The organism is Paenibacillus yonginensis, from assembly GCF_001685395.1.
Taxonomy (GTDB): domain Bacteria; phylum Bacillota; class Bacilli; order Paenibacillales; family Paenibacillaceae; genus Fontibacillus; species Fontibacillus yonginensis.
Genome location: NZ_CP014167.1, coordinates 1,246,555 through 1,260,536 on the forward strand (window position 1 = coordinate 1,246,555; position 13,982 = coordinate 1,260,536).

The window sequence follows — 13,982 nt, forward strand, 5'->3', positions numbered from 1 at the left end:
TTGAAGGAGGATTACGATGAAACGAATGAGGCTGGGTTTTGGTTTGGCAAGTGCTTTGTTTCTGATCATGGCGATTACGGCTTGTTCCCCTTATAATCAAATTAACGGGGCTGCTGAAAGCGTTGCGGCTGCGGCCGGAAGCGCTTTTGAAAGCAGTCCCCGGGTGACGACGGTTTCGCTGCCTAACCCGAACAAGGATGTGGACTATTCCCACAGCGAGCTGCGTCAAATCTATTTGGCCGGCGGCTGCTTCTGGGGAGTGGAGGCTTATATTTCTCGGATTTACGGCGTAAGCGATGCTGTCAATGGTTATGCCAACGGTACGGGGGAGAATCCGACCTATGAGGATGTGGTGAGAGGGGACCGCGGATTTGCGGAAACTGTCAAAGTCACGTATGACCCGTCCCGTGTATCGCTAAAAATGCTGCTGGAGGATTACTTTAAAGTTATTGACCCTACCAGCGTGAATAAACAGGGCAACGACCGCGGCGTCAATTACCGCACGGGTGTTTATTATGAAGATCAACAGGATCTGCCGGTTATTCAAGAGGTTGTTGCTGCTGAGCAAGCCAAATACGACAAGAAGATTGTGACAGAGGTTCTGCCGCTGAGCAATTTCTATATGGCGGAGGAATACCATCAGGACTATTTGGAGAAACATCCTGACGGCTACTGTCATATCGACCTCGGAATCCTGAAAGATCAAAAGGTAGAGATCGATCCCGCCAAGTATCCAAGACCAAGCAACGAGGAATTGAAGCAAAAGCTGACGAAGGAGCAATATCAGGTAGCGGTGCTGGGAGATACGGAACACGCTTTCTCCAATGCTTATTGGGATAACTACGATCCCGGTATTTACGTGGATGTTGTGACCGGGGAGCCGCTGTTCTCCAGTGCCGACAAATACGATTCGGGCTGCGGCTGGCCGAGCTTCACGAAACCGATCATTCCGGAGGTTGTGAATTATAAGGAAGATACCAGCTTTGGTCTGGTCCGCACAGAAGTAAGAAGCCGCGCGGGAAATACCCATCTGGGTCACGTCTTTGACGACGGACCTGCGGATAAAGGCGGCAAGAGATACTGCATCGACAGCGCGTCGATCCGTTTCGTGCCTGAAGCTGATATGGATAAAGAGGGATACGGCGATTTGATTAGCCTTGTAAAATGAAGTTAAGGAGTCTGCTGGGGCATGTACAAACTGCTGATCGTGGAGGATGAAGAACTCATCCGGAGCGGAATTAAACGTTTTGTCCCGTTCGAGGAATTAAACATTGCCGAGATTTATGAGGCGGAGAACGGGGAGGAGGGGCTGGTTATTTTTCAGGAGCGCAAGCCCGATCTTGTGCTCCTTGACATTAATATGCCCCGGATGAACGGATTGGATTTTGCCGCAAAAATCAAAGAATGGAAACCCGGGGTCAAGATCGCGATCATTACCGGGTACGATTATTATGATTATGCGGTAGCCGCGCTGAAATTGGGCGTTGATGACTATGTGCTTAAGCCGGTATCGCGTGGCGATGTTTTTGAAGTGTTAGGCAAATTGGTGCAGAAATTCAAAGATGAAGTACAGCAGGCGGAAGTTCTGGCCCTGCTGAAGGAACTCCAATCAAACGGCAGCCAGCAGGAGGAAGCAGAAACGGGCGGCGAGAAGAAGCTGATCGCGCAAGTGATAGGAGAGCATTTGGCTAACCCGGAGTTTTCATTAACGATGCTGGCTGAACAGATCGGGTACAGCCCGGGGTATATGAGTACGCTGTTTAAAAGACTTTATAATGTATCTTTTCAGGATTATATGGCCCATGAGAGGCTGGAGCGCGCCAAGCTCCAGCTTTTGACTTCAAACAAAAAAATTTACGAAATCTCCGAGGAGGTTGGCTTTGACAATCCCAACTATTTCAGCTCCTCGTTCAAGAAGAAATTCGGCATGTCGCCGCTTCAATATCGCGAAAGGATTAAAGAAGGATGAGGCTGTTCGTTCGCTCGCTTCAATTTCGTATCTCCTGGATTTATATCCTGATCAGCATTCTTGGCATAGGAGTTACCGGTTCCGTGCTGTATGCAGGTATTTCTCGCGTTGTACTGCAGGAATCGGTAGACTCCAGCCAAATGGCTATTTCCAAGGGCGGGACCTATATCGTCATGTATCTCGACCGTTTGGAGGTGCTTGCCAAGACGCTGGCTGATAACCCGCAAACCAAGCGTACCTTGGCTTCCAAGGACAAAACCGGTGAGCAGGATGTGCTCATTTCCATCGACAATGTTAGGAAGACGGACCCTTTTATCAAATCGATTATTGTCATTGGCAAAGACGGCTATGTGCTGTCCAACGAAAAAAGTTTGAATATGACACGTTCATCCAATATGATGAAAGAGCCATGGTATGCAGCAGCCGTTCACAGCAGGGTTCCTGCTTTGACTTCCGCACGGATGCAGAATTTTTCGATGAACAAAACGGATTGGGTAATCTCGATGAGCCAGGAAATCCGTGATGACTCAGGTCGAAATCTGGGCGTTGTTCTGCTGGACGTGGAATACAAAGGGTTTGAAGATTATCTGAACAAGCTGAATCTGGGAAACGAAGGTTATGTCTATATTCTGAACGATCAGAATGAAGTGGTCTATAACAAGGATGTCTCCTATTATACCGATCCTGCCAAACGTCAGCGGTTAATTGCTTTGAAAGAGGGTCCCCAGGGTTACGATAAAGAACAAAACAGGCTTGTTTATCAAACCAGGCTGGAAGGGACGGACTGGACTCTGGTAGGCGTGAGCTCCTTGGACGGACTTCGGCAGGTCCGAGTTCAGCTGCAGCGGACTTTTCTGATGATAGCTGCTGCTCTGCTGGTATTGATTCTCCTTACATCCCCTTGGATTGCCAAGGGAATTACTCGTCCTGTCCGGAGACTGGAGTCCGCCATGCAGCAGGTGCAGGGAGGGCTTCTGGCGATCCGTGTTCCCGAAACGGGAGTCACGGAAGTACAGGGGCTGGCCCGCCATTTCAACGTGATGGTCCAGGAAATCAGGCAGCTGCTGAAGGATAAGGAAGCTAAAGAGCAGGCATTGCGGCTTCATGAACTGAGCGTCCTGCACAGTCAAATCAATCCGCATTTTCTTTATAATACGCTGGACACAATCGTCTGGATGGCTGAATTTCAGGACATGGACAGAGTCATTGCTACAACTAAAGCCTTGGCGGAATTTTTTCAATTGTCCTTGAGCGGGGGCAGTGAATTTACCACCATCGAGAAAGAGCTGGCCCATGTCTCGCAGTATCTGTTCATTCAGAAGGAACGATACGGAGACAAGCTTTCCTATGAGATCAGCAGTGACTCCTCGGTGAAAGAAATCACAATCCCTAAACTTATTCTTCAGCCCTTGGCAGAAAATGCGTTATACCATGGGATCAGGGAAAAGAGCGGCCCTGGTCAGATAGAAATCCGGTGCGGGAAGACGGAAGATGGAAGAATCGAATTCATCGTCAAGGACGACGGAGCGGGATTCGATCCGGCCCGGCTTGGACAGATTTCCGGAAGCTCCAGGCTGGGCGGCGTTGGCATCCGAAATGTGGATGAACGCTTGAAGCTTTATTATGGTCCCCATTATGGCATTGAATTGCATTCCTCTCCAGGGAAGGGGACAGAAGTTACCATAAGTATCCCAGATCCGCAAAATAAGAAAGGAGAACTAGAATTATGAACGTGAAATCGATTTCTACAACTTTAGATAGCTCTTCTGCCTTGAACCGTGTCAAGCTTCCTTTCTGGAGTCTTCCGCGAAAGATTTTATTGATCCTGTTGGCCATGTTTATTGTCATGGTTGCTGTTCTGAGCACGGTGGTCCACCGCCAGGACCGGGCGCTTATTATGGATCAAAGCCTGGAGCGTGCCGAAACGATTATCCGTACTCTGGACGCGTTAATCAGCGACAGCAGCCAGGTTGATATGCTCCAGCCGTATATTCTGGAACAGCTTAAAATGCAGCCCGATATTCGAACGATGTCCATCTATGAAGCAGCAGAAGACGGCAAGGTGATTGCGGCTAAGGAGCAAGCCATGCTGGGCACTCCGATTTCACCTGAAATTCTGAATGCTGCAACAGCAGATCAGCAAATCCAGAATTACCATTCAAAAGAATTGGAACTTATAGCCCCAATACATATTGGCAGTATGCCGGCATATGTCATCCAAGTTCTCTTTTCTTTAGAAAAAGAGTTCAAATCCGCTAATGATTTGTTGGTGGACACCATCGTAACAGGTCTTGTAGTGCTGGCTATTTTCGGCCTCTTATTGTTCCTTCTGGTTAAACAGATGGTATCCAATCCGATTCGCCAGGTTATGGTCGTGGCCCAGGAGATCTCCGAAGGAAATCTGCTGGCTGAAATACCGGACACCCGCAGGAAAGACGAAATCGGCATGCTGTTCCAAACCTTTACGAAAATGACGGACAGTCTCCGTTATTTGATCGGAAACGTTCGTTTTGGAACCTCACAGGTCAGCTTGGCGGTGAATCGCCTGGTTGAGAGAGCAGAGACAACCGAAACAGCTGCGCTTGAAATCTCCGCTAACGTCAAGGAGCTTTCTGCCGGCAGCGATATGCAGCTGGGATTAGCGGAAGACAATGCAGAAGCTATGGAGGAAATGGCGTCCGGAGTGCTGCGGATTGCCGACTCCTCGCTGCGGGTGGCCGATACAAGCGAAGAGGCAAGCCGGCTGGCCCATAGAGGGGACGAGTCGCTGCAGCACAATGTGGAGCAGATGAAACGGATTGGACAAACGGTACAAATGCTGAACCAGGCGCTCCATTCCCTGACTGGCAAAACGCAGAAAATCGAAGAAATCGTGCAGTTAATCAATGAAATATCCGCTCAAACCAACCTGCTGGCCTTAAATGCGGCAATAGAAGCCGCAAGAGCAGGCGATGCGGGCAGAGGGTTCGGGGTGGTAGCCGATGAAATTCGCAAGCTGGCTGAACAAACCGAGAACTCGACTCATGAAATCTCCGGGCTGGTTCAATCGATCCGGGACGATTCCGTATCATCCCTGAATTCGATGGAAGCCGTAAACGGCGAGGTAGGAGACGGAATTAAGCTGACGGAAGAAGCCGGTGTAATTTTTAAACATATTTTAGAGAAAATTGAAGAGGTCACGGCCCACATTCAGGAAGTTTCTTCAGCTTCCCAGCAGATTTCCGCCGGAACTGAAGAGACGGCAGCCGCTACCTCCGAAACCTCCAGAATTGCCCGCGCTGCTTCCGAGAAAGCCCATGTGTCCTCGGACAATGTAGCGGACCAGCTGAACCAAATTAATGAGATCAAGAAATTAACCGACCAAGTTAAAATGCTTATGAATAATTTGCGAGAATCAGAGTCTGCATTTAAAATTTGATGCAGCTTCTGCGGCCTGCGGAATCCCGAAACGTTTGGGGACTTCCACAGGTCTTTTTTTATTTCGTTATTAGCTTTCCGAGATCTGGTTAAAAATAAAGAAGGATGAGAATCTTAACTCTTTAGGTTGTCAGATTCCGGAGCTCGCGGCTAGAAGGAGGCGAAAGACATGAAGGAGCGATGGTGGAAAGAAAGTGTAGTTTATCAGATTTATCCGGTCAGCTTTCGGGATACCAACGGCGACGGCATTGGCGATCTGCGCGGCATCACGTCCAAATTGGACTATTTGAAGGACCTTGGCGTCGATGTGATCTGGGTATGCCCGATTTATAAATCGCCCAATCATGATAATGGCTACGATATAAGCGATTATTGTGACATTATGAAAGAGTTTGGCACTATGGAGGATTTCGACCGGATGCTGCGTGAAATTCATGCCCGCGGCATGAAACTTATGATGGATCTGGTCTTGAATCATACCTCCGACGAACATCCGTGGTTTCTGGAATCCGCTTCCTCCACAGATAATGCGAAACGGGATTATTATATTTGGCGCAAAGGCAAAAATGATGGGCCGCCAAACAACTGGGAGTCTTATTTCAGCGGCTCGGTGTGGGAATATGACGACAAGACGGATGAATATTACCTTCATCTCTACTCGAAACACCAGCCGGATCTCAATTGGGAGAATCAGACCGTAATCGACGAGCTGCACAATATGGTGCATTGGTGGCTGAAAAAAGGGGTGGACGGCTTCCGGTTTGATGCGATTGCCCATATCGTCAAAGCGCAAGGTTTCCCAGACGCCTTTAATCCGTATAACACCAAAACCGTACGGGCGTACGAGCTTTTTTCCAATTTGGAGAAAGTACACACGCTGCTTCAGAACCTGAATGATAAGGTGCTCTATTTCTACGATATTATGACGGTTGGCGAAACTTCAGGTCTTGGGCCGGAACAGGCGCTCGATTATGTGGGGGATACACGGCGGGAGCTCAATATGGTTTTTCAGTTTGAACATATGTTTCTGGACGCCATGTCGGCCGGAAGCGGGAAATGGGATTATAAACCCTGGAACCTGCTGGATTTGAAGAAAGTCATGAGTCTTTGGCAGACGGTTCTTCATAATAAGGGCTGGAATGCCAACTATCTGAATAATCACGATCAGCCCAGATCGGTAAGCCGTTTTGGCAATGACGGGGAATTTCGGGTGGAATCGGCCAAAATGCTGGCGACGTTTATCCATACGCTTGAAGGTACGCCTTACATTTACCAGGGGGAAGAGATCGGCATGACGAATGCTGATTTCACCTCCATTGAGGATTACAGGGATGTGGAGACCCTCAACTTCTATCAGGAACAGCAGCTGGAGGGCATACCTGAAGAGGAACTGCTGCAGAAGATCAAACGAAAAAGCCGCGATAATGCAAGAACGCCGATGCAGTGGGATGACAGCGAACATGGCGGCTTCACGACCGGGACACCTTGGATCAAGGTGAACGGCAATTATAAGGAGATCAACGTAGCCAAGGCCGTTAAGGACCCGGATTCCATTTACCATTATTACCGCAAGCTGATTGCTTTGCGCAAGGAGCATAAAGTGATCGTTTATGGCGAATACAGACTTTTGCTGCCGCTGCATCCGGAGATTTACGCTTATACCCGGACGCTGGAGGAGGATGGACTGCTGGTGCTGCTGAACTTCTTTGACGGAGAGCCAGTGTGTGAACTGCCAGGCGATATCCGGGGTAAGCAGCTGGAGCTGCTGATATCCAATTACCAGCCGCAGCCGGGAGAGTCTATCGATAAGCTGAGGCTCCGTCCCTATGAAGCCCGAGTCTATAAGTTTAAAGTATGAGGATGGAAATGAATGCCGGATACAGGAGCGAGGGAGAAATGATGTATGATTGCTTGATCATAGGAGGAGGTATGGCAGGGCTGCAGGCGGCCATCCAGCTAGGCCGCTATTCCGTCCATCGGATTCTTGTGGTAGATGCGGGAAAAGGCCGCTCTACGTTGTGCCGGGAGTATCACAACCTGCTTGGTTTCCCGGACGGGATTTCCGGCGAGGAGCTGCGGAGCAGGGGCAGACGGCAGGCCGAGTCATTTGGGGTTGAGTTTGCGGAAGATCGGATTGTGCAGGCCGAGAAGGCCGGGGAAGGCTTCCGGTTCACCGGGGCTGCAGGCCGCCGCTATGAATCCCGTACCGTACTGCTGGCCACCGGTCTGTTGGACCGTTATCCGGACATTCCTGGGCTGGAGACAACCTTCGGGCGCAGCGTCTATGTGTGCCCGGATTGTGACGGCTATGAAATTCAGGATCGGGACACGCTGGTTATCGGATCGGGCAATCCAGGCGCCGACATGGCGCTGCTCATGGCTGAACGGGCCAGAAGCCTGATCTACATTAATCATGAGAAAACCCATGTGGATGAGGAGAAACACCGTCTGATGCATCAAGCCGGTATTCGTTACATGGAGCAGGAAGTGACCGAGATTATTCATGAAAATGATGGATACATCCAGGGCGCCATGCTGGAAGACGGCTCCTTGGTGGAGGCCGAGCGGGGGTTCATCGCTTTTGGCGGCAACCATGTCCATTCGGAGTTGGCAGAGCAGCTTGGGGTTGAACTCCATCACAATCGGCACGTGGAGGCGAATCCCCGTTCCAAAATGACGAATGTGGAACACGTGTGGGCTGCCGGCGATCTTGGCGTCCATTCCGAGCTCGTTACGGCAGCCATGGGAGACGGGGCTATTGCGGCGGTCTGGATCAACAAAACGCTTCGCAAGCTGAAGCAGGAACAAACAGGCAGCTGAAGGGAGAAACGCCCCATAGAAAATATACAAAAAGCCGGAAACCGCAAGCACTGCGGTCCGGCTTTTGTTTATAGCAGACTGGTTATCTCGGTTATCGATGAATATCAACTTCAGCCTCGGACCATTAACCTCAGGGTCCGCCGATCAGGTTCTGCGGTTCTCTACGCTTTTCATCCGGTTCTGGTCATCATCCTGACGATCGGTACTGAACTCTTGTCCGGCCTCCACTTCTCCGTCTTCTGAGACGGCCCTGGCAAAGTTGGCAAATTCCTGTTTCTGCTGAATCAATTCCTGCTTGTGCTTGAGCAACTCATTCGGATCTTGAGTAGTCATTTAGAACTCCTCCTTTGAAGTTTCGGTGCACTTTTATTATTACCCGGGGAAGGGCGGGACAAACTTTTCCGGGTGCAGAATGAACGTTTTATGATATATTGGTGATATTTAAACCAGCAGCAGGCAAGAGGCCTTACCCCTTGCTTTGACGTGTAGCGGAGGAGAGAAGAAATGTCAGAACTTATTTATGAAATCAAAGACGCTGAGCTCAGCGATCTGGGGAGAATCGTCGAGATCTACAATTCGACAATTGAGGGGCGTCAGGTTACAGCCGATCTGGAGACGATTACGACCGAGAGCCGGGTTCCCTGGTTCGAGCAGCACAGTCCGGAACACCGTCCGTTATGGGTGCTGACGATTGACGGGCATATCGCGGCCTGGCTCAGCTTCCAGTCTTTCTATGGAAGACCGGCGTATCTGGGAACGGCGGAGATCAGCATATATATTGCCGAAGAATACCGTTCAAAGGGGCTTGGCAGCGTTCTCGTACGTCATGCGATTAACAAATGCCCGGAGATCGGCGTACATACCCTGCTCGGATTTGTGTTCGGCCATAACGAGCCAAGCCTGCGGCTGCTTCGCAAATTCGGCTTTGAAACCTGGGGCCATTTGCCGAGGGTGGCGAATATGGACGGTATTGAAAGAGATTTGATCATCGTAGGGCTGCGGGTAGCAGAATAAAAAAAGAAAACCGTCCGGACCTCTCCGGACGGTTATTTTTAGTGTGACACGCATGGCGATTAACTAGGTGGTGAAAGTCCACTGTGGGGGTTTGTAGTTACCAACCACTAGCCAAGAGCAAGGGTGTCCACCGCGAGGTGGAATCCAAAGGAAGCTGGAGGCAAACTTCCGGCCCAAGGAACACGAACATCATCAGGCATAGGATACGGGATGAGTCTGCTAAACAAGACGAAGTCCAATTAACTACACGGACGTACCAATGTAAATGATGTGGGTATATGGAAGGAAAGTGAATCGTCTTACCGTGGGAGGTCTCATGGACGTGAGGAGATGCACTTCGAATCACGGTTGAAACAAGATTTATCATGAGAAGTCAGCAGACGCCATAGTACCGCGAACAGTCGACGGTTCGAGGGAAGGGCTGAACCTTAGGAGGTGAAGTCAATGAAAGTTACCGAAACAGGAGCCAAGGGCAGCCAACTTCTAACGGAAGACTCTTTGCAAAAGAATAGTGCGGAACACGAAGGATATGCGGGAGTGCACAGTCCTGCGAGGATAACCGAAACCGACGACACCAACGCAACCGAGTCGAAGGACCGGTTGCTTGAGAAAATCGTTAGCAGGGACAACTTGAACGAAGCATTCAAGAGAGTCAAAGCGAACAAGGGATCGCACGGAATCGACGGGATGGGAGTAGATGAACTTCTACAATATCTCAGAGACAACGGCGAGACCATCAAGCAACTGATCTTGGGCGGCAAGTACCGCCCGAATCCCGTTCGAAGGGTAGAGATTCCCAAAGAGAACGGAAAGAAGAGAAACCTTGGCATCCCAACAGTGGTTGACCGAGTCATCCAGCAGGCAATCGCCCAAGTGCTTACGCCAATTTATGAGAGGCAGTTTTCAGACAACAGCTACGGATTCCGACCCAAACGGAGCGCACACCACGCGATGAAACGAAGCCAACAATACGTGCAAGAGGGATATCGTTACGTGGTGGATATGGACTTGGAGAAATACTTTGACACCGTCAACCAAAGCAAGCTTATCGAGGTGCTTTCAAGAACGATCAAAGACGGACGAGTGATCTCGCTCATCCATAAGTATCTCCGGGCGGGAGTCGTCGTGAAGCATAAGTTTGAGGACACGGAAATCGGCGTACCGCAGGGAGGGAACCTAAGTCCGATTCTCAGCAATATCATGCTGAATGAATTGGACAAGGAACTGGAAGCAAGAGGACATCGATTCGTGCGATACGCAGACGATATGCTCATATTCTGCCGGAGCAGGAGGAGTGCGGAGCGTACCCTGACGAAAATTCTCCCTTACATCGAGAAGAAGTTGTTTCTCAAGGTAAACCGGGAGAAAACGATTGTGGACGATGCGACAAAAGTTAAATTTCTTGGCTTCTCATTCTACCAGAGCAAAGGGGAAACGCGGGTCAGAATCCATCCCAAATCCGTATCCAAGATGAAAGCTAAAGTGAAAGAGCTAACGTCGAGAAGCAACGGAATGGGCAACACCGACCGGGCGCTGAAGCTTAGGCGTTACATCATGGGATGGGTAAATTATTTCAAGCTTGCTGACATGAAACAACTACTCCAAACCACTGATAAATGGATGAGAAGGCGTATCCGAATGGTCTTCTGGAAGCAATGGAAACGAGTGAGGACGAAACTCGAAAGGCTTATATCGCTCGGAATTCATGAACAGAAGGCGTGGGAATACGCAAACACAAGAAAGGGCTATTGGAGAATCTCCAATAGCCCAATCCTCTCGAAGTCCCTCGGTAACAATAGGCTGAAGAACCTCGGATTCCTTTTCTTTTCTGATTATTATCGACAAGTTACTGCGCATTCCTAATGGAACCGCCGTATACCGAACGGTACGTACGGTGGTGTGGGAGGTCGGCTGCCCAATTAATGGGTAGCCTCCTACCCGATTCTTAAGCGGCAGAATTTGCCGATTCCGCTTTTTTTTCCTCTCCTGTACAGCATAATAAGTAGAGCGGAGCCGGCAAAAGCGGCGCTTACCAGCCAAAGCGGGATACGCGGATCAATCGTATAAGCCCAGCCGCCAATAATACCGGCAGGAGAGGTGAGCAGCAAAATAAACACAGAAAGCATGGAGAACATCTTGGCCCTCTTCTCATCGTCAATCGCATTCTGGACAGCCGCTTCCAGATAAGGCGAACTGATCATTAGCCCGACTGCCGACAGCACGGTGCTGATGCCCACCCAAACCAGGCTGCCGGTCGGATAAACCACCAGCATGACATTGGACGCAACGGACAACAAGAAGCCGGCAGTCATGGCCCGCGTCTCCGCTGAGGATGAAATCTTCGGCATGATCAGCCATAAGGCCAGCAGCATGACGGCCGAAGAAACGGCCGGGAACAGAGATATAATGCCACTTCCAATATGTAGATAGTCTGCAAGATACAGGGATAGGTAAGTCGTTTTAAGTGTAGCCTGGAAATTAAACAGGATATAAACCCCGAAGATCAGCAGCAGGCTTCTGCTGCGCAGAATTTCCCCAATCGATCCCCAGTAATCCATCAGGATTTCTTTGAATCCCAGCTCCCGGGTTTCCTTCATCTTCCGAAGACCGATTTCTGTCTCCCGGGTCGTCAAATGACGGCCGATAAATTGAATTGTCATCAGGATGCAGGCCAGCACGTACATGATCCGTACGCCGCTCACCAATCCGTAATGGGCGACAAGAAGTCCGCCCAGCGGAGCAAACAATCCTCCGATTACACTAATAATCTGCAGCAGCGTAAATACATAAGTCCGTTCATGTGGTTTGGAATCCTCGACGATCAGGCAGTAGAAAGCCGTATTCGGGACACGCTGGAATCCATTCAGCAGTGCAGCAGTGACAAACAGCCAGAAGTTATGCGAGACGGCCCATAGCAGCGTGGCCAATGTCCAGCTGAGCAGGTCGAAATACAGAATTGCCCCTTTTCTGCCCATCCGGTCCGTCAAATAACCGCTGATCAGAGAGGAGAAAACCTGCACGATCAAACCGATCGTCGTAATTAAACCGATGGCGGTCTCCGTTAATCCCAACTCGTACATATACAAAGTAGCGTAGGTGGTAAACATGCTGTAAGGAATCAGAAAAAGCGGCTCGAAGGCCAGACTTCCCCGGCTGTTCCCTTTAAGCCGGGTAAAAATAGGTCTCATTCGTTAAATCCCCCGGTCAATGAAAGCTGAATTGGTCTAAGCTGGCAAAACTATGTAAATGTTACTATAGTCTCTCCAAAAGTACAACCAGCATTTTTAGACATGTTTCCTAAGAAGCCAAAGTTGTTATTGGCCCGTAACCGGGTAATGTATAACACAGACGAGGAGCCAAGAACAGAAGATGCTGGACGGGAGGTGTTCCTCGGGGCCTGCGTGGAATTAAGGCCCTTGAGGAGAATAAATGGACATCATCAAACTAATCACGGTCATTTTGCTTATTTTATGTACGGCTTTTTTTGTAGCATCCGAATATTCGGTCATCCGGGTGCGAATATCGCGAATCGATCAGCTGGCGGCAGCGGGGAACAAGAAAGCGGCGGCCGTTCAAAACATTCTAAGCAAGCTGGACGAATATCTGTCAGCCTGTCAGCTGGGCAACACCTTAACCGCCCTGGCTTTGGGCTGGCTCGGGGAATCTACGATTGAGCATTTGCTTGCGCCGGTCTTCGAGCTGCTGCACGTCCCGGCATCCATTGAATCCGTGCTTTCCTTTCTTATAGCGTTTATGCTGCTGACTTTCTTTGAGGTGGTGGTCGGCGAGCTTGTGCCAAAATCTTTTGCGATTCAGATGGCTGAGCCGATGGCGATGTTTTTCAGCCGGCCGCTCATTATTTTCTATAAAATCACTTATCCGATCAACTGGTTTCTAAGCCGTTCATCCCGCCTGATTACCGGCTGGTTCGGGGTTAAGCCGGCCGGAGAACACGAAACGGTGCAGACGGAAGCGGAGCTGCGGCTGGCGCTATCTGAGGGCTACAAAAGCGGACAGATCAATCCCTTTGAATACCGTTATCTGAACAACATATTTGAACTGGACAAACTGGCCGTGCAGGGCATTATGGTTCCGAGAACCGAGATCAAGTCGGTTCCCCGGGATATGCGGCTGGCGGATTTCCTGGAAAATGAGAATAGCTCGCGTTTTGCTTATTATCCGGTTACCCTCAATCATGACAAGGACCGGATTGTAGGGATCGTGGATACACGCGAGCTGCTCGGAAGTTTTATTCGCAGGCAGTCGGTCGGTTCCGAACTGGTCGGCCAATTCTCCAAACCTGTCATTCATGTGATTGACACAATTAGAGCCCAGAATTTGCTGCTGAAGATGCAGCAAGAAGGCATCAAAATGGCGGTGCTGCAGGACGAGTTTGGCGGAACGACAGGGATCGTCACCATTGAGGATATCATCGAAAGCATTATCGGCGAGATTGGGGACGAGCCTTATTCGCCCGATCAGGAAGATGAGATCATCAAGCTGGAAGAAGGCTTATACCGAATCAATCCCAAAGTCCCGCTGCATGAAATCAATAACCGGCTGCATGCAGAACTGGAAACCGGCGAGGCCCATACGCTCGGGGGCTGGATGCTGACCCGGAAATACGATATTGCAGCGGGCGGCAGTCTCCGTTCGCGAAAATATATCTTCACCGTCAAGGAGATGGACCGCGGCCAATTAAAGTGGATCGAAGCCCGTCGGTTGTCTCGAGAGGAGCAGGCCGATATAAGCAAATGAACCT

At 50.0% G+C, this 13,982-nt stretch carries 11 protein-coding genes; 9 read left to right on the plus strand and 2 right to left on the minus strand.

Features of this window, described 5'->3' with window-relative positions:
* The first annotated feature begins 16 nt into the window (after nucleotides 1-16).
* The 6 genes from msrB (at nucleotide 17) to AWM70_RS05765 (ending at nucleotide 8,206) form a co-directional block, all read left to right on the plus strand.
* A complete protein-coding gene (gene msrB, locus AWM70_RS05740; RefSeq protein WP_068694745.1) occupies nucleotides 17-1,168 on the plus strand; it encodes a peptide-methionine (R)-S-oxide reductase MsrB in 1,152 nt (383 codons plus the stop codon).
* A 21-nt stretch (nucleotides 1,169-1,189) separates the two neighbouring features.
* Nucleotides 1,190-1,969 carry a response regulator transcription factor gene (locus AWM70_RS05745; RefSeq protein ID WP_068694746.1) on the plus strand — a complete coding sequence of 260 codons (780 nt, stop codon included), beginning with the start codon at nucleotides 1,190-1,192 and terminating at the stop codon, nucleotides 1,967-1,969.
* Nucleotides 1,966-3,699 carry a sensor histidine kinase gene (locus AWM70_RS05750; RefSeq protein WP_068694747.1) on the plus strand — a complete coding sequence of 578 codons (1,734 nt, stop codon included), beginning with the start codon at nucleotides 1,966-1,968 and terminating at the stop codon, nucleotides 3,697-3,699. The genes AWM70_RS05745 and AWM70_RS05750 overlap by 4 nt, the downstream gene beginning before the upstream one ends.
* Complete coding sequence (locus tag AWM70_RS05755; protein ID WP_068694748.1) at nucleotides 3,696-5,387, plus strand: methyl-accepting chemotaxis protein; 1,692 nt, start codon at nucleotides 3,696-3,698, stop codon at nucleotides 5,385-5,387. The genes AWM70_RS05750 and AWM70_RS05755 overlap by 4 nt, the downstream gene beginning before the upstream one ends.
* Before the next feature lie 168 nt (nucleotides 5,388-5,555).
* Nucleotides 5,556-7,244, plus strand: coding sequence for a glycoside hydrolase family 13 protein (locus tag AWM70_RS05760; protein WP_068694749.1), 1,689 nt, complete (start codon nucleotides 5,556-5,558; stop codon nucleotides 7,242-7,244).
* Between the two features lie 38 nt (nucleotides 7,245-7,282).
* Nucleotides 7,283-8,206 carry an NAD(P)/FAD-dependent oxidoreductase gene (locus AWM70_RS05765; protein WP_068694750.1) on the plus strand — a complete coding sequence of 308 codons (924 nt, stop codon included), beginning with the start codon at nucleotides 7,283-7,285 and terminating at the stop codon, nucleotides 8,204-8,206.
* Between the two features lie 144 nt (nucleotides 8,207-8,350).
* On the opposite strand, the gene AWM70_RS05770 is transcribed toward AWM70_RS05765, so the two are convergent.
* A complete protein-coding gene (locus AWM70_RS05770; RefSeq protein ID WP_068694751.1) occupies nucleotides 8,351-8,539 on the minus strand; it encodes a hypothetical protein in 189 nt (62 codons plus the stop codon).
* Between the two features lie 171 nt (nucleotides 8,540-8,710).
* Here AWM70_RS05770 and AWM70_RS05775 point away from each other — a divergent pair, with 171 nt between their 5' ends.
* A complete protein-coding gene (locus AWM70_RS05775; protein WP_068694752.1) occupies nucleotides 8,711-9,220 on the plus strand; it encodes a GNAT family N-acetyltransferase in 510 nt (169 codons plus the stop codon).
* A 444-nt stretch (nucleotides 9,221-9,664) separates the two neighbouring features.
* Nucleotides 9,665-11,083 (plus strand): group II intron reverse transcriptase/maturase, encoded by a 1,419-nt coding sequence (gene ltrA / locus AWM70_RS05780; protein ID WP_068693838.1) that lies wholly within the window; start codon nucleotides 9,665-9,667, stop codon nucleotides 11,081-11,083.
* Nucleotides 11,084-11,154: 71 nt separating this feature from the next.
* Here the strand turns inward: ltrA and AWM70_RS05785 are convergent, their stop codons facing one another.
* On the minus strand, nucleotides 11,155-12,408 hold the full coding sequence (locus tag AWM70_RS05785; protein ID WP_068694753.1) for an MFS transporter: 1,254 nt from the start codon (nucleotides 12,406-12,408) through the stop codon (nucleotides 11,155-11,157).
* Between the two features lie 241 nt (nucleotides 12,409-12,649).
* On the opposite strand from AWM70_RS05785, the gene AWM70_RS05790 reads away from it, so the two are divergent.
* Nucleotides 12,650-13,978: a hemolysin family protein gene (locus AWM70_RS05790; RefSeq protein ID WP_068694754.1), complete on the plus strand. Its 1,329-nt coding sequence runs from the start codon at nucleotides 12,650-12,652 to the stop codon at nucleotides 13,976-13,978.
* Nucleotides 13,979-13,982 lie beyond the last annotated feature (4 nt).

Coding starts and splice junctions, on each gene's coding strand:
- msrB (WP_068694745.1), top strand. CDS start 17: ATGAAACGAATGAGGCTGGGTTTTGGTTTGGCAAGTGCTTTGTTTCTG.
- AWM70_RS05745 (WP_068694746.1), top strand. CDS start 1,190: ATGTACAAACTGCTGATCGTGGAGGATGAAGAACTCATCCGGAGCGGA.
- AWM70_RS05750 (WP_068694747.1), top strand. CDS start 1,966: ATGAGGCTGTTCGTTCGCTCGCTTCAATTTCGTATCTCCTGGATTTAT.
- AWM70_RS05755 (WP_068694748.1), top strand. CDS start 3,696: ATGAACGTGAAATCGATTTCTACAACTTTAGATAGCTCTTCTGCCTTG.
- AWM70_RS05760 (WP_068694749.1), top strand. CDS start 5,556: ATGAAGGAGCGATGGTGGAAAGAAAGTGTAGTTTATCAGATTTATCCG.
- AWM70_RS05765 (WP_068694750.1), top strand. CDS start 7,283: ATGATGTATGATTGCTTGATCATAGGAGGAGGTATGGCAGGGCTGCAG.
- AWM70_RS05770 (WP_068694751.1), bottom strand. CDS start 8,539: ATGACTACTCAAGATCCGAATGAGTTGCTCAAGCACAAGCAGGAATTG.
- AWM70_RS05775 (WP_068694752.1), top strand. CDS start 8,711: ATGTCAGAACTTATTTATGAAATCAAAGACGCTGAGCTCAGCGATCTG.
- ltrA (WP_068693838.1), top strand. CDS start 9,665: ATGAAAGTTACCGAAACAGGAGCCAAGGGCAGCCAACTTCTAACGGAA.
- AWM70_RS05785 (WP_068694753.1), bottom strand. CDS start 12,408: ATGAGACCTATTTTTACCCGGCTTAAAGGGAACAGCCGGGGAAGTCTG.
- AWM70_RS05790 (WP_068694754.1), top strand. CDS start 12,650: ATGGACATCATCAAACTAATCACGGTCATTTTGCTTATTTTATGTACG.